This is a genomic window from Pseudomonas sp. Z3-6 (genome assembly GCF_051131985.1).
GTDB lineage: Bacteria > Pseudomonadota > Gammaproteobacteria > Pseudomonadales > Pseudomonadaceae > Aquipseudomonas > Aquipseudomonas zanjanensis.
In genome coordinates, this window is the sequence record NZ_CP071644.1 from 317,670 (window position 1) to 336,206 (window position 18,537).

Genomic DNA, 18,537 nt, shown 5'->3' on the forward strand with positions numbered 1-18,537 from the left:
GCCGTCAGCCCGCGCCGGTTTTTTATTGATGACCGCCTAGAAGCCTGCCGCCATGCGTCCTGCCCGTGCCCTGATCGATCTCCAAGCCCTGCGTCACAACTACCAATTGGCCCGCGAAGTCACGGGGGCCAAAGCCCTTGCGGTGATCAAGGCCGACGCCTATGGGCACGGCGCGGTGCGTTGCGCCGAGGCGCTGCAGGACACGGCGGACGGGTTTGCCGTGGCCTGCATCGAAGAGGCCCTGGAATTGCGGGCCGGCGGGATTCGTGGGCCGATCCTGCTGTTGGAAGGGTTTTTCGAAGCCGATGAGTTGCCACTGATCGTCGAGCACGATTTCTGGTGCGTGGTGCATTCGTTGTGGCAGCTTGAAACGATTGAAAAAGCCCCTCTGAGCCAGCCGATCACCGTCTGGCTCAAGCTCGATTCCGGCATGCACCGGGTCGGCCTGCATCCGACGGATTACCAGGCCGCCTACCGTCGCCTGCTCGCCAGCGGCAAAGTGGCGAAGATTGTGTTGATGAGCCACTTCGCCCGTGCCGATGAACTGCACGATCCCAGCAGTACCGAGCAGTTGGCGATCTTCGACAAAGCCCGCCAGGGCCTGGTGGCGCCGATCAGCCTGCGCAATTCACCAGCGGTGCTAGGCTGGCCGCAGATACCCAGCGACTGGGTGCGCCCGGGCATCATGCTCTACGGGGCCACGCCTTTTGATGAGCCCAACGCTGTCGCCTCGCGCTTGCAACCGGTGATGACCCTGGAGTCGAAGATCATCAGCGTGCGCGAATTGCCTGCCGGCGAGCCGGTGGGCTATGGCGCTCGCTTTGTGACCACGCAACCGACCCGGGTGGGCGTGGTCGCCATGGGTTATGCCGACGGCTACCCACGCCAGGCCCCCACCGGTACGCCGGTGCTGGTGGAGGGGCAGCGCAGCCAGTTGGTGGGCCGGGTGTCGATGGACATGCTGGCTGTCGACTTGACTCATTTGCCCCAGGCCGGGCTCGGCTCGACCGTGGAGTTGTGGGGCAAGCACATCCTCGCCAGCGATGTCGCCAAGGCCGCCGACACGATTCCTTATCAGATTTTCTGCAACCTGCGGCGGGTGCCACGGCTCTATTCCGGGGCCTGACACGAAGCGCAACCTACCGAAAGTCGCTTCACCGCACAGGATTCGGGTCAAAGTGTTGTAAATACTGAACGCTGTCGCCATGATAACGCTCACTTTCCACACAACCTGATTCCCTGGAGGCTCCAGCATTGGACGTCGGTGAACGACTGCAATCCATTCGTAAACTCAAAGGCCTTTCCCAGCGTGAACTCGCCAAGCGCGCGGGCGTCACCAACAGCACTATTTCGATGATCGAGAAGAACAGCGTCAGCCCCTCGATCAGTTCGCTGCGTAAGGTCCTTGGCGGGATTCCCATGTCCATGGTCGAATTTTTCTCCGAAGAGATCCTCCAGGAGAAACCGACCCAGATCGTCTACAAAGCCAACGAACTGATCGACATCTCCGACGGCGCCGTGACCATGAAGCTGGTGGGCAGGGCACACCCGAGCCGGGCGATTGCCTTCCTCAATGAAATCTATCCACCGGGTGCCGATACCGGTGAAGAGATGCTCACCCATGAGGGCGAGGAAACCGGGATCCTGGTGGAAGGGCGGCTGGAATTGGTGGTCGGCGTCGAAACCTTCGTGCTCGAAGCCGGCGACAGCTATTATTTCGAAAGCACCAAGCCGCACCGTTTCCGTAATCCGTTCGACGTGCCGGCGCGACTGATCAGCGCAGCCACACCGGCCAATTTCTAGACCGAGAGGCGCCAGGCCCGCGTGGCCAAGGCGCCCGCTTGTTGGGCTGTCATGACAAACAAGACCCTTGTGACTTTGGGGTTGTTTCAGAGTGACAGGCTTACCGCTATACTTGCGCCCGCCTGCAAACCGTGGCCGCAGGCGTGACTAGCCACCATTGAGGGTGTACGCGTGAACCTAATTATGAAAATGCTGGCTGCACCAGCAACCGTATTGGCCCTATGGGCTGCGACCGCTCAAGCGGCGCCGAACGACGAAATCGCCAAGCGCCTTGAACCCGTCGGCCAGGTCTGCGTCCAGGGCAAGGAATGCAAGGGTATGGAAGTCGTGGCTTCGGCTGGCGGCGGGGCTGCCAAGACGCCGAAAGACGTGATCGCAAAACACTGCAACGCTTGCCACGGCACTGGCCTGCTGGGCGCGCCGAAAATCGGCGACAAGGCTGCCTGGAAAGAGCGCGCCGACCACCAGGGTGGTCTCGATGGCATCCTGGCCAAGGCGATTACTGGCGTGAACGCCATGCCGCCTAAAGGCACCTGCGCCGACTGCTCCGATGACGACCTCAAGGGCGCCATCAAAGAGATGTCTGGCCTGTAATACGCCAACATCTTTCACAAAAAAGCCGCTTACGAGCGGCTTTTTTGCGCCTGGGATTTTTCGGGGCTGTTCATCGCAACCAAGACCCGGCAAGCTCGGTCCAACCCACATTCATGGAATGTCCTGGAGGGTCCGATGGTGCAGTTGTGTTCAATCGAACAGGCGGTGGATGACGTGCTCGAGCGCCTGCCGGCGCATATTCATCTCGGCATGCCCCTGGGGCTGGGCAAGCCCAACCTGTTCGCCAACGCGCTGTACCGGCGCATCGCAGAACTGCCCGAGCGACAGCTGACCCTCTACACCGCCCTGAGCCTGGGCCGGCCGAACCTGGGCGACGGTTTGCAGAAGCGCTTCCTCGAACCCTTTATCGAACGGGTCTTCGGTGATTACCCCGAGCTGGATTTCTTGGCGGACCTGCAGCGGGACAGCCTGCCGGCCAACATCCGCGTCCAGCAATTCTTCATGCAGCCCGGCAGCCTGCTGCATAGCACGTCGGCCCAGCAGGACTACGTCAGCAGCAACTACAGCCATGCGGCCCGGGACATCAACGCCGCCGGCTTGAACCTGGTGGCGCAACTGGTGGCGAGCGCCCCGGAGCACCCGGATCGCCTAAGCCTGAGCTGCAACCCGGACATCACCCTCGACCTGCTGCCGATGATCGCCAAGCGGCGCGAGGCCGGGGAGACCATTCTCATGGTGGGCCAGGTCCATAGCGACTTGCCCTACATGCCCGGCGACGCGGAAGTCGGCATCGACGCTTTCGACCTGTTGATCGACGAAAAGGACAGCCACTCGTTGTTCTCCACGCCGAACATGCCGGTGGGTTTCCAGGACCATTTGATCGGCCTGCACGCCAGTACGCTGGTGCGCGATGGCGGTACGTTGCAGATCGGTATCGGCTCGATGGGCGACGCATTGACCGCGGCACTGCTGGCGCGCCAGGCCGATAACGCCGGCTACCAGGCGTTGCTGGCGGACCTGAACCTTAGCCAGTGGGCGCAATTGATCGAGCATGAGGGCGGGGTCGAGCCGTTTGCCAAAGGGCTGTACGGTTGCAGTGAAATGTTCGTCAACGGTTTGCTGGCGCTGGCGGAGGCCGGGATCATCCGGCGCAAGGTCTACCCCGACGAGGCGACCCAGGAGCGGGCCAATGCCGGGACGCTCGACGAGGCGGCGCAACCCGACGGCATCTGCATACACGGCGGATTCTTCCTCGGCCCGCGCAGCTTTTACGAGCGTCTGCGCGAGCTGCCGCAAAGCCGTCTGCGCGAATTCAACATGACGCGCATCAGTTACATCAACGAGCTGTACGGCCAGGAACAGCTCAAGCGCCTGCAACGCCTTGATGCCCGTTTCATCAACACGGTTTTCACCATGACCCTGATGGGCGCCGGGGTCGCCGATCAGTTGGAAGATGGGCGGGTGCTCAGCGGTGTGGGCGGGCAGTACAACTTCGTTGCCCAGGGCCATGCGCTGGAGGGCGGGCGCTCGATCCTGCTGCTGCGCAGTTGGCGTGAGGCCGGGGGCGAGATCAGCTCGAACATCGTCTGGGAGTATGGCCATTGCACGATTCCCCGGCACCTGCGGGACATCGTGATCACCGAATACGGCATCGCCGACCTGCGCGGCAAGACCGACGCGGCAGTGATCGAGGCGTTACTGAACATCAGCGACTCACGCTTCCAGCCCGGGTTGATCGAGCAGGCGCAAAAGGCCGGCAAGCTGCCGAAGGATTTCCGTCTCGATCCGCGGTTCGCCGACAACACCTCGGAGCGGTTGCAGGCGATCCAGGCACGCCATCCGAACCTGTTTCCCGAGTATCCGCTGGGCTGTGATTTCGATGGGCTGGAGCGGGACCTATTACGGGCGCTGAACTGGCTCAAGAGCAAGTTCAAGCTCACTGAGATCCTGGAGCTGGGCAAAGCCGCGCTGGATGCACCGGAGCCCTGGGAATATGCCGGGCATCTGGAGCGGATGCAGTTGACGAGTCCCGAGGGGTTGAAGGAGGAATTGGCCCAGCGGTTGCTGCTGGCGGGGCTCAAGGCGACTGCGCCATAGCGGTATATACATTCCCCTGTGGGAGCGGGCTTGCTCGCGAATGCGGTGTATCAGTTAGCATTGATGTGGCTGACACACCGCATTCGCGAGCAAGCCCGCTCCCACAGGGGTATGAGGGGGTTATTCGATGAAGGTCACAACCCCACCCGCCAGCGACTTCACCCGAGCCAACGACTCGACGCGATAGCCCTGTGCATCCAATTCCGCGCGGCCGCCCTGGAATGACTTCTCGATCACGATCCCCAGACCTGCCACGGTGGCGCCGGCCTGCTTGATGATGGAAATCAGCGCCTGGGAGGCTTTGCCGTTGGCCAGGAAGTCATCGATGATCAGCACCCGATCACTGCTGGTCAGGTGACGCGGGCTGATGGCGACGGTACTTTCGGTCTTCTTGGTGAACGAATACACGGTGGCCGACAGCAGATTCTCCGTCAGGGTCAGGGACTGTTGCTTGCGGGCGAAGATCACCGGCACGCCAAGGTTCAGCCCGGTCATGATCGCCGGGGCAATGCCCGAGGCTTCGATGGTGACGATCTTGGTAATGCCAGAATCCTTGAACAGCGCGGCGAATTCGTCGCCGATCAGCTTCATCAATTGCGGGTCGATCTGGTGGTTGAGAAACGCATCAACCTTCAGGACCTGGTCGGACAGCACGATGCCTAGCTCGCGGATTTTCTGGTGCAGGGCTTCCATGAAGCCTCCTCTGATGGCGCGTGAGCGCCTGAAGTCGATGAAAAAGTAAATGATTCTAGCGCTTTAACATCGCGCGTATATCCGCCAGGGCACTGTTGCCGCGAACGACTTTGACTTCCGTTGGCGTGTCGTCATTGCCTTCCCAGGCCAGGTCGTCCGGCGGCAGTTCATCGAGAAAGCGGCTCGGTGCGCAGTCGATCACTTCGCCGTATTGCTTGCGCTTGGCGGCGAAGGTGAAGGCCAGCGTCTGGCGTGCCCGGGTAATGCCGACATAGGCCAGGCGCCGTTCTTCCTCGATGGTGTCGGCCTCGATGCTGGAACGGTGCGGCAGGATTTCCTCTTCCATGCCCATGATGAACACGTAGGGAAACTCCAGGCCCTTGGAAGCATGCAGCGTCATCATCTGCACGCCTTCGGCGCCTTCTTCCTCTTCCTGCTGGCGCTCGAGCATGTCCCGCAGCACGAGTTTGCCGATGGCGTCCTCGACCGTCATGTCGCCGTCTTCGTCTTTTTCCAGGGTGTTCTTCAACGCCTCGATCAGGAACCAGACGTTGCTCATCCGGTAGTCGGCAGCCTTGTCGCTGGAGCTGTTGGTGCGCAGCCAGTTCTCATAGTCGATATCCATGACCATGCTGCGCAGCGCCGAGATCGGATCTTCCCCGGCGCACTGCTCGCGGACCTTGTCCATGAAGCGCTTGAAGCGCGCCAGGCGATCGGTGAAGCGGCTGTCCAAGTGCTCGCCCAGGCCGATTTCATCGGTGGCGGCGTACATCGAGATCTTGCGCTCGGTGGCATAGTTGCCGAGTTTTTCCAGGGTGGTCGAACCGATTTCCCGGCGCGGCACGTTGATCACCCGTAGGAAGGCGTTGTCGTCGTCCGGGTTCACGATCAGGCGGAAGTAGGCCATCAGGTCCTTCACTTCCTGGCGTCCGAAAAAGCTGTTGCCCCCCGACAGGCGATAAGGCACCTGGTGATGCTGCAATTTCAGCTCGATCAGCTTGGCCTGGTAGTTGCCGCGGTACAGGATCGCAAAGTCGCTGTACGGCCGGTCGGTGCGCAGGTGCAGGCTGAGGATTTCCATGGCCACGCGCTCGGCTTCGGCGTCTTCGTTGCGGCAACGGATCACGCGGATCTCGTCGCCGTGGCCCATCTCGCTCCACAGCTGCTTTTCGAACTCGTGGGGGTTGTTGGAAATCAGCACGTTGGCGCAGCGCAGGATGCGGCTGGTGGAGCGGTAGTTCTGCTCCAGCATCACCACTTTGAGCGACGGGTAGTCTTCCTTGAGCAACATCAGGTTTTCCGGCCGCGCGCCGCGCCAGGCATAGATCGACTGGTCATCGTCACCCACCACGGTGAACTGGTTGCGCTTGCCGATCAGTAGCTTCACCAGCAAATACTGGCTGGCGTTGGTGTCCTGGTATTCGTCCACGAGCAGGTAGCGGACCTTGTTCTGCCATTTTTCGAGAATGTCGGCGTGGTCCTGGAACAGCTTGACCGGCAACAGGATCAGGTCGTCGAAGTCCACCGCGTTGAACGCCTTGAGCGTGCGCTGGTAGTGGGTGTAGACGATGGCGGCCGTCTGCTCCTTGGGGTTGCGGGCGTTTTCCAGGGCCTCGGGCGGCAGGATCAGGTCGTTTTTCCAGGCGCCGATCATGTTCTTGATCTCATCCACGCCGTCGTCGCCCGAATATTCCTTCTGCATGATGTCGGTCATCAGGGCCTTGACGTCGGTCTCGTCGAAAATCGAGAAGCCCGGTTTGTAGCCCAGCCGCGCGTGTTCCTTGCGGATGATGTTCAGGCCCAGGTTGTGGAAGGTACAGACTGTCAGGCCGCGACCTTCGCCGGCGCGCAGCAGGCCGCCGACCCGCTCTTTCATTTCCCGGGCGGCCTTATTGGTGAAGGTCATGGCGACGATGTACTGGGCGCGGATGCCACAATTCTGGATCAGGTGCGCGATCTTGCGGGTGATCACGCTGGTCTTGCCGGAGCCTGCACCGGCGAGCACCAAAAGAGGGCCGCCGACATAGTTCACGGCTTCTTGCTGCCGGGGATTGAGTCGGGACATGACAGGGTTCAGGGAGTCGTTTGCGAAATGGGCCGGCATTTTAACAGGCTCAGAGAATTGTGCTGCTCTGTCCGACTTGTGACGCACACAGGATTGTCATTTGCCGCTTTTGTCACTTTCACGCAGGATGTGGAGCCAATTGGGTCCTGCGTAGCATTTCGAGCGGAAAAAACCACCGAAAAGCGCGTGTTTGAGAACCATTGGCATTGGTCATTGCCCATCGGCAGGTCATAATGCCCGGCGCCTACCACCTTGCAGAGTCTAGGGAGTCAGCTTGTCAACGCCTGTCGAACCCTTGCGTTTGCTGTTATTGGCCCAAGAGCCAGAGTGGGCAGCAATCTTGCGCGAGTGCCTGGTGCCCTTGGGGCCATCGGTCGTGTTGATCAGCGCCCCGAGCTGGGAGTCAGTCTGCAGCCTGTTCGAAGACAATCGCAATGCGGTGTTGCTGACCGTTGCGGCGTTGCAACCGGCGCCGGGTCGTTGCAGCCTGCCAACCATCCTGTTGCTTGAGCACGAGCCGGCGGCTGCCCCCGACGGTGTCAGCGACTGGTTGGTGCGCGACGTGCTCGACGGTGCGACCCTGCGTCGTTGCCTGCGCCATGTGCGTGAACGCGGCGTGCTGGAAAACACCTTGCAGCGCCTCGCCGAACAGGACCCGTTGACAGGCATCGCCAATCGCCAGGGCTTCCAGACCTTGCTGGCGGCGCGCCTGGCGGAAAACGACGGCCGTGGCCTGGCGCTCGGTCACCTGGACCTGGACAACTTTCGCCACGCCAACGACGCCCTCGGCCACCAGGCCGGTGACCGCTTGATCCTGCAAGTGGTGTCGCGTCTCAAGAGCTCGCTCGAGGCCGGCGATCAATTGGCGCGATTGGGCAGTGATGAGTTCGCCCTGTTGATCGACACCCGCCGCGCACCACAGCGGGCCGAGTGGATGGCCGAGCGTATTACCGAGGCCTTGGCCGAACCTTATTGGGTGGACGGTGAAAGCTTGCTGATCGGCTGTAGTCTGGGCGTCGCCCATGCCCGCGCCCAGGCCGGCGCCGATCCGCTGATGTGGCACGCCCACATCGCCATGCAACAGGCCAAGAGCACCCAGGGCTGCACCTTTCATATCTTCAACGAGCGCATCAATCGCAATGCCCGCAGCCTCGCCGACCTGGAAAGCGAGCTGCGCCGGGCACTGCGCCGCGACGAGTTGGAACTGCATTACCAGCCCCGATTGAACCTCGATGGCGGCCACATCGTCGGCCTCGAAGCCCTGGTGCGCTGGCGTCACGGCGAGCGCGGCTTGCTGCCGCCGAGTGAGTTCGTGCCGCTGGCCGAACAGAGCGGCCTGATCGTGCCGCTGGGCTACTGGGTGATTTCCCGGGCGCTGCGGGACATGCAGGCCCTGCGCGAGCGAGGGCTGGCGCCGTTGCACATGGCGGTCAACCTGTCGTTCCGGCAGTTCCAGGACAGCCAGTTGCTGCCGACCTTGAGCCGGCTGATTGCCGAGCGGGGTGTCGAGGCGCAATGGCTTGAATTCGAACTCACCGAAACCGCCGTCATGCGCCGCAGCGAACTGGTCAAGCAGACCATGGATGCCTTGGGCCGCCTGGGGGTGCGCTTCTCCCTGGACGACTTCGGCACCGGCTTCTCGTCGTTCGTGCACCTCAACAGCCTGCCGATCGCCTTGCTCAAGATCGACAAGAGCTTCGTCGGCGGCATGGAACAGCGCGAAGAGAACCGCAAACTGGTGCACGCCATGATCAACCTGGCCCACAACCTCAACCTGGAGGTGGTGGCCGAAGGTGTGGAAACCCAGGAACAACTGGACCTGCTTCGCGGTTTCGGTTGCGACCAGGTGCAGGGTTTCCTGATCAGCAAGCCGTTGCCGTTGCCGGAGTTGGTTGAATATTTGACGTTCGAGGGTGATCAGCAGTCGATGCTGGAAATCAGCTGACACAAAACCCTGTGGGAGCGGGCTTGCTCGCGAAGGCGGTGAATCAGTCGATATATGTCTGGCTGATACGCCGCCTTCGCGAGCAAGCCCGCTCCCACATAGTGAACCTCAGTCGGCTTGGATGCTTTCGAAACGCCGCAGTCCAGGCTCACTGCGAATCATCCGTTTCATCTTCCATTCGAACGCCAGCGTCAGGCTCACGGCCGCACAGGCCAGCCCCAGGGCCAGGCCCCACCAGACACCGGTTGGCCCCCAGTTCAAGTGGAAAGCCATCCACCACGCCGACGGCGCACCGATCAGCCAATAGCAACCCAGGCCCACCAGGAAGGTGGTCTTGGCGTCCTTGAGTCCGCGAATGCAGCCCATGGCGATGGTTTGCGTGCCGTCGAACAGCTCGAACCACGCCGCCACCGCCAACAGGCTCACCGCCAAGTTGATCACCTCGCGAAACGCCGGGTCGTCGTGGTCCAGGAACAAGCCGATCAATTGATGGGGCAACAACCAGAACACCATGGCGAACGCCAGCATCGCGGCCGCGCCGAAGCCGATCCCGACCCGCCCGGCCAGGCGCGCCATCAGCAGTTGCCCGGCGCCGTAGTGCTGGCCGATGCGCATGGTGATGGCGTAGGACATCCCGGCCGGCACCATGAACGCCACCGAGACGATTTGCAGGGCGATCTGGTGAGCCGCCAACGGCGTGCTGCCCATGGTGCCCATGCACAGCGCGGCGAACGCGAACAGCCCGACCTCCACTGCGTACGTGCCGCCAATCGGCAGGCCCAGGCGCCACAGTTCCTTGAGGTATTGGCGGTTGGGCCGCGACAGCCCATCCAGCAGCGGATAGGCACGGTAGGCCGGGTGCCGATGGATGTGCCAGGCCAGCGCCAGGGCCATGCAATTGGCGACGATGGCCGTGACCAGGCCGATGCCCATCAAGCCGAGTTTCGGCAGGCCGAACATGCCGGTGATGAGCGCGTAGTTGAGCAGGAAGTTGGCCACCGTACCGCCGAGGCTGATCACCATTACGGGTGTGGCTCGGCCGATGGCGCTGGTAAAGCCGCGCAGGGCCATGAAGCTCAGGTAGCCGGGCAGGGCGAATGGCAGCGCCAGCAGGAACTGCCCGGCGGACAGTACGTTGGTTTCGGTCTGGCCGAACATCAGCAGCACCGGCTTGAGGTTCCACAGCAGCAACCCGGCCATCAGCGCCATCAACCAGGCCAGCCATAATCCGGCCTGGGTCAGCCGGGTAGCCCCCTCGATATCGCCTGCGCCCTGGCGAATCGCAACCAGGGTGCCCACCGCGGCGATCACACCGATGCAGAAGATCGACACGAACGAATAGGTGGCCGCCCCGAGCCCACCACCGGCGAGGGCTTCGGGGCTCAGGCGCGCCATCATCACGGTGTCGGTGAGCACCATCAGCATGTGCGCCAACTGCGAGGCAATCAACGGCCCCGCCAGCCGCAGGATGGCCCAGAGTTCGGTACGCACCGGATGCCGCATGATCATCACGCTCCCTGTTCAAAGAAGGCAGTAAAGCGACGATTCTCGGCGCTCTAGACGGATTGCACAAAAGGATAAAAAAGATCGCTGGCATGATTAAAACTCATGCTGGGCGCGTTTCTGGTAGGGTTTGCAAACACCGCCATGGAGCTTTTTGCGATGCCTCGTCGTCTTCCTCCGCTTTATGCGCTGCGGGCATTCGAAGCCGCGGCACGCTACAGCTCGTTCACCCGGGCCGCCGAAGAGCTGTCGATTACCCAGAGCGCCGTCAGCCGGCACATTCGCACCCTGGAAGATCACTTTGCCTGTCGGCTGTTCCAGCGCAGCGGTCGCAACTTGCAATTGACCGAGGCGGCACGGCTGCTGCTGCCGGGCGTGCGCGAAGGTTTCATGGCGCTGGAGCGGGCCTGCCACACCTTGCATGGCGAAGACGGCATCTTGCGCATGAAGGCACCCTCCACATTGACCATGCGCTGGCTGTTGGCGCGCCTGAGCCGTTTCCGGCATCTGCAGCCTGGTAACGAAGTGCAACTGACCAGTGCCTGGATGGACATCGATTCGGTGGACTTCAACGTCGAGCCCTTCGATTGCGCCGTATTGCTGGGCAACGGGCATTTTCCGGCGGACTGGGAGGCCAGTCTGCTGTTCCCCGAGGAGTTGATTCCGGTGGGCGCGCCGAACCTGCTGAACGATCAGCCCTGGGATGTGGCGCGGTTGGCCAGCGCCGAACTGCTGCACCCGACGCCGGATCGCCGGGACTGGCGCAACTGGTTGCAACGCATGGGCCTGGCCGACAAGGTCTCGCTCAAGGGTGGGCAGGTGTTCGATACCCTGGAGCTGGGCATGATCGCGGCGGCACGCGGCTATGGGGTGTCCATGGGCGACCTGCTGATGGTGGCCGAGGACGTTGCCCAAGGGCGCCTGAGCCTGCCATGGCCGACGGCGGTTGCCAGTGGCGAGCACTATTACCTGGTCTGGCCGAAAACCCGGCCGGGGGGCGAGCGTTTGCGCCGGCTCAGCGACTTCCTCCAGGGTGAGGTCAAGGCCATGCAGTTGCCCGATGTGCAGCGTCTGGGCTGAAACGTTGCAGTTGGCGTGCTAGCCACTTGGCATTAATCCGTCCAAACCGCTCAAGTATTTGGCTTTGCCGCCGAATCCGTGAAGATGGAACCCTCGTTCAGAAAGGGTCTACTTACACCTCACCCGAATAAAATGCCGAGCGTGCGACGTGATCAGGATGATCCGGTCTCTCGGCCAGGAGCCGTCATGTCTCAACCCCGCGCCCGGATCGCCTCGCAGCTAGGCCTTGCCCTTGCCGTGATACTGGCGGTCGTGATCTCCGGCAGTACCGTCTTCGCCCTGCGTTCGCTGGACACCGCCAACCTTGCCACCCGTGAAGAGCACTTGGCCAGCGAAGCGCGCCTGATGGCCGATCAGCTCAATACCTTCCACAGCACCTTGCGTGAGAGCACCCAGCGCTTGGCCGGCCTGTTCGAAAAGCGCTTCAGCGCGGGTTTGACCGTGCATCCAGACCAGCCGGTGACGGTGGCGGGCGTACAGACCCCAGGCTTGAACCTGGGCAGCGAGGTGTTGAACAACAACTTCAAGGAAGTGGATGACTTCAAAGCGATGACCGCCGGTGTGGCCACGATATTCGTGCGCAGCGGCGACGATTTCATTCGCGTCAGCACCTCCGTCAGTAAACAGGACGGCACGCGGGCCATCGGCACTGTGCTCGACCGCGCCGGTCCAGCCTACGGTCCGGTGATCAGCGGGCAGAGCTACATCGGCCGGGCCCTGCTGTTCGGGCGCTTCTACATGTCGCAGTACACGCCCGTACGCGACAGCAGCGGCAAGATCATCGCCGTGTTGTATGTAGGCTTCGATTACACCGATGCGCAAAACGCGCAGTTCGAAAACCTCAAGCGTTTCCGCATTGGGCAGACCGGTTCGCTGGCCTTGTTGGATGAGCAAAACAAATGGCTGGTGCCGCCGGCAGGTGTACAGGCGCTGGATAATGCGACCGTGGCCATTACGGGCCTGATCAAAAAACCGGGCAAGGGTGCGTTCTGGGCCGATACCGCCGAAGACTTCTACAGCGTTGCCGTGCCGTTCGAGGGTGGGCCGTGGGCGGTGGTGGCGAGCATGCCGAAAACCGAGATCCGCGCCGTGACCTGGAGCGTCGGTACGCAGTTGGCCATCGGCAGCCTGCTGGCGATGCTGTTGGCGGTCGGCTCGGCGATGTGGTTGTTGCGTAGCAAATTGGCACCGCTGGGGGATTTGGTGCGCCAGGCCGAAGCATTGGGCGCTGGCGACCTGAGCGTGCGCCTGAACGTATCGAGCCATGACGAAATCGGTCAGCTGGCCCGTGCCTTCAACCAGATGAGCCAGGCCCTATCGACCATGGTCGAGCACATCCGCAAGGCCTCCCAGGAGGTCAACAGCCGCGCCCAGGCCCTGTCCGGGTTGTCCAGCGGGGCGTACGAGGGCATGGAGCAGCAGTCCGGCGAAATCACCAGCATGGCGGGCGCGGTGGAAGAGTTCAGTGCGACCTCCTTGAACATTGCCGACAACATGGGCAACACCGAACGTCTGGCCCAGGAGAATGCCCAGCAAACCCGCATTGGCCGGACCTCGATGGATGAGGCGTCGTCGTCCCTGGAACAAATTGCCGGCGCGCTGAACAGCACGGCCTCGGTCATCAATACCCTGGGCCAGCGTTCCCAGGAGATCGGCGGCATCGTCGGTGTCATCACCTCGATTGCCGAGCAGACCAACCTGCTGGCCTTGAACGCCGCCATCGAGGCCGCCCGCGCCGGCGAGCAGGGCCGTGGTTTCGCCGTGGTGGCCGATGAAGTCCGCAGCCTGGCGTCCCGCACCCGCCAGGCCACAGACGAAATCTCCAGCATGATCAATAGTATCCAGCAGGAAACCGGCAATGCCATCAGCACCATGGAGCAGGGCAACCTGCTGATGCAGGAAGGCTTGTCGCGCAATGCCAACGTGGCCTCGGCCCTGGCGCGCATCGACGAGCAGAGTCGCTCGGCAGGCCAGCAATTCGCGGCGATCACCACCGCCACCCAGGAACAAAGCAGCACCGCGACCCTGCTCAGCAGCAACCTGCAGAGCATCGCCATGGCCAACAGCGAACAGCGCCAAGTAGTCTCGAACCTGGCGCTCACCGCCAAAGAACTGGAAAAACTCGCCCAGGACCTGCGCCAAGAGGTGGATCGGTTCCGCTGAGGCCTCTGCAACCACCGCGAGCAGGCACCCCCGCGATTAATGTGGGAGCGAGCCTGCTCGCGAAGGCGTCTTGTCAGTCACATCTCTGTAAGCTGACCCACTGCCATCGCGAGCAGGCTCGCTCCCACAAGGGAGTTTACGGGTGATCCCTCTTCTTGCGCCTGCCTGGAATCAGTGTGGGAGCGGGCTTGCTCGCGAAGGCGGCAGTCCAGTCACCCTCATCTCAACCTGACCCACCGCTATCGCGAGCGAGCCCGCTCCCACAAAAGCCCTCAATCCAATGGTCCATCCTTTTTTAAGATTATTGCTGTTTTTTAGCTTGCTGAAACGTTTCTTCAAGTCTATAAAAACCGCACAACTCCAATAAAAGGTCGTGACCATGACTCCGCTCAAACTGCTCGTTACCCTTGGCGCCTTGGGCGCTGCTTCCCATGCGATGGCTTGGGATTACGTCCTGCTGGATACCGATAAAGCCGCCCAACCCTGGCAAATCACCAGCCAGCAACTCGGCGTGAAGACCGACAAACCCTTTTCCGTGACGATGCGCACCCTGCACGGTGGTCGGCAGGAAGGTGTCAGTGTGGTCGACATCGACAACGGCACCCTGAAGCTTTCAGTGGTCCCGACCCGTGGCATGAATGTGCTGCAGGCATCGGTTGGCGACGTGCGCATGGGATGGGATTCGCCCGTCAAGGAAGTGGTCAACCCGGCGTTCATCGAGCTCAACGGCCGAGGCGGGTTGGGTTGGCTTGAAGGCTTCAACGAGCTGGTCACCCGCTGCGGCTACGAATGGGTCGGCCATCCCGGCATGGACAATGGCGAGCTGCTGACCCTGCACGGTCGCGCCGCGAATATTCCGGCTAACAAAGTCACCTTGCACATCGATGAGAAACCGCCCTACGCCATTACCCTGCGGGGCGAGTTGAAGGAGCAGGCATTCAAGAAGGTCGATTTCTCGGTGCAGACCGAACTGGTCACCGAGCCCGGCAGCGTGACGTTCGCGCTCAACGACACGCTGACCAACAACGGCGATTACCCGAAGGAATACCAAGCGCTCTACCACAGCAATTTCAGCACGCCTTTCCTGGAGCAGGGCGCTCGTTTCGCGGCACCGGTCAAGCAGGTCTCGCCGTTCAACGATAAGGCCAAGGGCGACTTGGCCGACTGGCAGACCTACCGGGGTCCGACCAAGGATTACGACGAAACCGTTTATAACGTCGTGCCCTACGCCGACGCCAAGGGCGACACCCTCACGGTGTTGCACAACAAGGCCGGCAGTCTCGGGGTGTCGGTGGGCTTCAACACCAGCACGCTGCCCGTGTTCTCCCTGTGGAAAAACACGGATACCCAAGGCCAGGGCTACGTGACCGGGCTGGAGCCCGGCACCAGTTTTTCCTATAACCGCCGGTATCAGCGCCCCTTGGGCCTGGTGCCCACCATCGCGCCGAAAGAGCACAAGCAATTCCAGATCCACTACAGCCTGTTGGCAGACAAGGGCGCTGTGGATAAGGCGCTCAAGCGCATCGATACGATCCAGAACGGTCAAAAAACCGAGGTTCGGCAAACACCGTTGGTGGACCTGAGCAAACCATAAAGGGGTTCAAGCCGTAGCCGGCCGGTACTGCAACGCTTCGGCCAGGTGCTCGCGGCGAATGCTCCCCGCTTGCTCCAGGTCCGCCAATGTCCGGGCGACCTTGAGCAAGCGATGGGCGGCGCGCAGCGACAGCGTCAGCCGCTCGCAGGCGGTTTCCAGCCAGGTTTCATCGGTTGTGGATAACTTGCAATGCCGGCGCAACCCCGGCAGATCGAGGAAGGCATTGGCGCAGCCCTGGCGTTCCTGCTGGCGCTCCCGGGCTTCGGCGACGCGCTCGGCGACCGTGGCCGTATCGTCCCCGGGTTCGCGCTTGGGGTTCAAGGCCGTGGCTTCCCGGGCGACGGTCAGGTGCAGGTCGATGCGGTCCAGCAGCGGGCCGGAGAGTTTGTTGCGGTAGCGCTGCACCATGTCCGGTGTACAGGCACAGCGGCCACTGGGTTCGCCAAGATATCCACAGGGGCAGGGATTCATCGCCGCCACCAACTGGAAGCGCGCCGGGAAGCGCACCCGGTCACGGGCGCGAGACACCACGATGTGCCCGGACTCCAGCGGTTCTCTCAAGACCTCCAACACCTTGCGGTCGAATTCCGGCAGCTCATCCAGGAACAGCACGCCATGGTGGGCGAGGGTGATCTCCCCTGGCTGCGGTTTTGACCCGCCACCGACCAGCGCCGGGCCGGAAGCCGAGTGGTGTGGCTGGCGAAACGGACGTTGCGGCCAATGGCTCAACGGCACGCAACTGGCCACCGACTGAATGGCTGCGACCTCCAGGGCTTCGCTCTCGGCCAGTGGTGGCAACAGCCCGGGCAAACGGCTCGCCAGCAAGGTCTTGCCGGTGCCCGGTGGCCCGCTGAACAGCAGGTTGTGAGCCCCTGCGGCAGCAATCAGCAACGCCCGCTTGGCCGCGGCCTGGCCTTGTACTTCATTCAGGTCGGGGTAGGGTTTGCTGGCCGAAAGCAGTCCATTGGAAATGAACGGCTCGACCGGCGTGTGACCGTTGAAGTGCGCCACCGCTTCCAGCAGATGGTCCACGGCGATCACCTTCAGCCCCGAGGCCAGGCAGGCTTCCTCGGCATTGGCCCGTGGCACCACCAGTATGCGCCCGGCCTTGCGCGCCGCCAGCGCCGCGGGCAATACCCCGCGCACCGGGCGTACTGCGCCAGACAAGGCCAGTTCGCCGAGGCATTCCACGTCGTCCAAGGTCAGGGTCGGCACCTGCACGCTGGCCGAGAGGATGCCCAGGGCGATGGCCAGGTCGAAGCGGCCGCCGTCTTTTGGCAGGTCCGCCGGCGCCAGGTTCAGGGTGATGCGCCGCGCCGGAAAATTCAGCCCCGAGTTGATGATCGCGCTGCGCACCCGATCCTTGCTTTCCTTGACCGCCGCTTCCGGCAGGCCAACCATCGTCAGCGACGGCAAGCCATTGGCCAGGTGGACTTCAACGGTAACGGCAGGCGCCTCGACCCCTACCTGGGCGCGGCTATGGACAATGGCAAGCGACATGAATCGTTCCTTGAGTGAATGGGGCGCCGCGTCCTGCGGCTCTTGAAGATTAGTCGTGGGGATGAACTTGGGCGCAGTAATTGAGGGGAGAAAATTTGGCAGGATGTTTCGAGGGTGAGTGACAGCCGAGGAGCGGCCAACACCCTATCGTTCAATCCGTACCGCCGCGAATATCCGGCCGTCGCCCTCTGCTAGACTCGATTTTGCCCAGTCGGCACTTGGCGGTATCAACGGCACAGCGAGGAAGTGGCCATGAACGATCTGCTGGCTCTGTTAACCGACAAGCGCTTCATGCCTCACGGGCATTGCTACATGTGGCGTCCGGATCTGCTGTGGACCAATGTGATCGCCGACGGCTTGATCACCCTGTCCTACGTCACCATCCCCTTTACCCTCCTGTACTTTATCCACAAGCGCAAGGATGTGCCGTTCGATTGGATGCTGGCGGCTTTCGGCGTGTTTATCCTGGCCTGCGGGACCAGTCATGTGATGGAGATCCTGACCATCTGGCAGCCCTATTACTGGCTGTCGGCGCTGGTCAAGGTGATCACTGCGATCGCCTCGGTGATTACCGCCATCCTGCTGGTGCGGTTGGTGCCGGCGGCCCTGAAGATCCCCAGCCCGCAGCAACTGGCCAAGGTCAACGACGAATTGCGCGAGGCGCAGGCCGAACTGGTGACCACTGCGCGCCGGGCCGGCATGGCGGAGATCGCCACCAATGTGCTGCACAACGTGGGCAATGTGCTTAACAGCGTCAATGTGTCAGCCCAGGTCCTCTACGATAAGGTGCACACCTCCAAGGGGCCTGCGGTGGCCAAGGTCGCCCAGTTGATGAAGGACCATCCCGATGACCTCGGCGACTTCATCAGCACTGATCCGAAAGGGCGCGCGCTACCCGACTATCTCGACAAGCTGGCCGACGCGCTGGCCGTCGAGCAGCAAGGCATGATCGCCGAGCTGGCGCAATTGACCCGTCGAATCGACCACATCAAGGAAATCGTCGCCACCCAGCAGTCCTACGCTGGCAATGCCAGTGTCTTGGAGCCGGGCTCGTTGCGTGAGCTGGTCGAGGATGTCGTGCGCATTTGCGATGTGTCCCTGGCCCGCCACCACATCACGCTGATCAAGGAATTCAGCGATACCCCGCAAATGCCGTTGGATAAGCACCGAGTGCTGCAGATCCTGGTCAATCTGATCAACAACGCCAAGCAGGCGCTGGACGCAGGTACGAACCGGCCGCCGCAGATCGTCTTGCGCCTGAAGATCGTTGACGAGGGGCGCGTCCGGGTCGAGATCGAGGACAACGGCGAGGGGATCGCGCAGGACAATCTGGCGCGGGTGTTCGAGCACGGCTTCAGCACGCGTGTCGACGGCCATGGTTTTGGCCTGCACAGCTGCATCCTGGCTGCGCACGAAATGGGCGGCGATCTGACCGTGCAGAGCGCCGGGCCGGGCTGCGGCGCGCTGTTTATCCTGGAGCTGCCGCTGGCACTGACCCCGGACCCATCTCAACATGTTGCGAGGGGTTGAGTGGCCCGC

Annotated in this window: 13 protein-coding genes; 9 read left to right on the forward strand and 4 right to left on the reverse strand. The window is 62.2% G+C overall.

Annotation, left to right across the window (positions count from 1 at the left end):
- The first annotated feature begins 52 nt into the window (after window positions 1–52).
- The 4 genes from alr (at window position 53) to J3P88_RS01380 (ending at window position 4,455) form a co-directional block, all read left to right on the forward strand.
- Window positions 53–1,126, forward strand: a complete 1,074-nt coding sequence (alr, locus tag J3P88_RS01365) for an alanine racemase (RefSeq protein WP_434573599.1) — start codon at window positions 53–55, stop codon at window positions 1,124–1,126.
- Between the two features lie 128 nt (window positions 1,127–1,254).
- On the forward strand, window positions 1,255–1,803 hold the full coding sequence (locus J3P88_RS01370) for a cupin domain-containing protein (RefSeq protein WP_003206841.1): 549 nt from the start codon (window positions 1,255–1,257) through the stop codon (window positions 1,801–1,803).
- 183 nt (window positions 1,804–1,986) lie between these two features.
- Window positions 1,987–2,397: a c-type cytochrome gene (locus tag J3P88_RS01375; protein ID WP_186706911.1), complete on the forward strand. Its 411-nt coding sequence runs from the start codon at window positions 1,987–1,989 to the stop codon at window positions 2,395–2,397.
- Between the two features lie 135 nt (window positions 2,398–2,532).
- Complete coding sequence (locus J3P88_RS01380) at window positions 2,533–4,455, forward strand: acetyl-CoA hydrolase/transferase C-terminal domain-containing protein (RefSeq protein WP_434573602.1); 1,923 nt, start codon at window positions 2,533–2,535, stop codon at window positions 4,453–4,455.
- A 120-nt stretch (window positions 4,456–4,575) separates the two neighbouring features.
- On the opposite strand, the gene J3P88_RS01385 is transcribed toward J3P88_RS01380, so the two are convergent.
- Window positions 4,576–5,148 (reverse strand): xanthine phosphoribosyltransferase, encoded by a 573-nt coding sequence (locus J3P88_RS01385; RefSeq protein ID WP_434573604.1) that lies wholly within the window; start codon window positions 5,146–5,148, stop codon window positions 4,576–4,578.
- Between the two features lie 55 nt (window positions 5,149–5,203).
- Window positions 5,204–7,213, reverse strand: coding sequence for a DNA helicase Rep (gene rep, locus J3P88_RS01390; protein WP_186706875.1), 2,010 nt, complete (start codon window positions 7,211–7,213; stop codon window positions 5,204–5,206).
- A gap of 274 nt (window positions 7,214–7,487) precedes the next feature.
- Between rep and J3P88_RS01395 the strand changes: the two genes are divergently transcribed.
- Window positions 7,488–9,158: a putative bifunctional diguanylate cyclase/phosphodiesterase gene (locus tag J3P88_RS01395; RefSeq protein ID WP_434573606.1), complete on the forward strand. Its 1,671-nt coding sequence runs from the start codon at window positions 7,488–7,490 to the stop codon at window positions 9,156–9,158.
- A 108-nt stretch (window positions 9,159–9,266) separates the two neighbouring features.
- Here J3P88_RS01395 and J3P88_RS01400 read toward each other — a convergent pair whose 3' ends face one another.
- Window positions 9,267–10,661: a NorM family multidrug efflux MATE transporter gene (locus J3P88_RS01400; protein ID WP_434576659.1), complete on the reverse strand. Its 1,395-nt coding sequence runs from the start codon at window positions 10,659–10,661 to the stop codon at window positions 9,267–9,269.
- Window positions 10,662–10,820: 159 nt separating this feature from the next.
- Here J3P88_RS01400 and J3P88_RS01405 point away from each other — a divergent pair, with 159 nt between their 5' ends.
- The 3 genes from J3P88_RS01405 (at window position 10,821) to J3P88_RS01415 (ending at window position 15,498) form a co-directional block, all read left to right on the forward strand.
- The gene (locus J3P88_RS01405; RefSeq protein WP_411385939.1) at window positions 10,821–11,741 is read left to right on the forward strand and encodes a LysR substrate-binding domain-containing protein; all 921 of its coding nucleotides are present in this window, start codon (window positions 10,821–10,823) and stop codon (window positions 11,739–11,741) included.
- A gap of 186 nt (window positions 11,742–11,927) precedes the next feature.
- Window positions 11,928–13,904, forward strand: coding sequence for a methyl-accepting chemotaxis protein (locus J3P88_RS01410; RefSeq protein ID WP_186730320.1), 1,977 nt, complete (start codon window positions 11,928–11,930; stop codon window positions 13,902–13,904).
- Window positions 13,905–14,283: 379 nt separating this feature from the next.
- Window positions 14,284–15,498, forward strand: coding sequence for an aldose 1-epimerase family protein (locus tag J3P88_RS01415; protein WP_186730319.1), 1,215 nt, complete (start codon window positions 14,284–14,286; stop codon window positions 15,496–15,498).
- A gap of 6 nt (window positions 15,499–15,504) precedes the next feature.
- Here the strand turns inward: J3P88_RS01415 and J3P88_RS01420 are convergent, their stop codons facing one another.
- Window positions 15,505–16,998: a YifB family Mg chelatase-like AAA ATPase gene (locus J3P88_RS01420; protein ID WP_434573609.1), complete on the reverse strand. Its 1,494-nt coding sequence runs from the start codon at window positions 16,996–16,998 to the stop codon at window positions 15,505–15,507.
- A 252-nt stretch (window positions 16,999–17,250) separates the two neighbouring features.
- On the opposite strand from J3P88_RS01420, the gene J3P88_RS01425 reads away from it, so the two are divergent.
- Entirely contained in the window at window positions 17,251–18,528 is a 1,278-nt protein-coding gene (locus J3P88_RS01425) for a sensor histidine kinase (RefSeq protein WP_434573611.1), read from the forward strand.
- Window positions 18,529–18,537: the final 9 nt, after the last annotated feature.

What these genes read in the sequence shown, in the direction of transcription:
- alr (WP_434573599.1), top strand. Translation starts at nt 53, where the DNA reads ATGCGTCCTGCCCGTGCCCTGATCGATCTCCAAGCCCTGCGTCACAAC.
- J3P88_RS01375 (WP_186706911.1), top strand. Translation starts at nt 1,987, where the DNA reads ATGAAAATGCTGGCTGCACCAGCAACCGTATTGGCCCTATGGGCTGCG.
- J3P88_RS01380 (WP_434573602.1), top strand. Translation starts at nt 2,533, where the DNA reads ATGGTGCAGTTGTGTTCAATCGAACAGGCGGTGGATGACGTGCTCGAG.
- J3P88_RS01385 (WP_434573604.1), bottom strand. Translation starts at nt 5,148, where the DNA reads ATGGAAGCCCTGCACCAGAAAATCCGCGAGCTAGGCATCGTGCTGTCC.
- rep (WP_186706875.1), bottom strand. Translation starts at nt 7,213, where the DNA reads ATGTCCCGACTCAATCCCCGGCAGCAAGAAGCCGTGAACTATGTCGGC.
- J3P88_RS01400 (WP_434576659.1), bottom strand. Translation starts at nt 10,661, where the DNA reads ATGCGGCATCCGGTGCGTACCGAACTCTGGGCCATCCTGCGGCTGGCG.
- J3P88_RS01405 (WP_411385939.1), top strand. Translation starts at nt 10,821, where the DNA reads ATGCCTCGTCGTCTTCCTCCGCTTTATGCGCTGCGGGCATTCGAAGCC.
- J3P88_RS01410 (WP_186730320.1), top strand. Translation starts at nt 11,928, where the DNA reads ATGTCTCAACCCCGCGCCCGGATCGCCTCGCAGCTAGGCCTTGCCCTT.
- J3P88_RS01415 (WP_186730319.1), top strand. Translation starts at nt 14,284, where the DNA reads ATGACTCCGCTCAAACTGCTCGTTACCCTTGGCGCCTTGGGCGCTGCT.
- J3P88_RS01420 (WP_434573609.1), bottom strand. Translation starts at nt 16,998, where the DNA reads ATGTCGCTTGCCATTGTCCATAGCCGCGCCCAGGTAGGGGTCGAGGCG.
- J3P88_RS01425 (WP_434573611.1), top strand. Translation starts at nt 17,251, where the DNA reads ATGAACGATCTGCTGGCTCTGTTAACCGACAAGCGCTTCATGCCTCAC.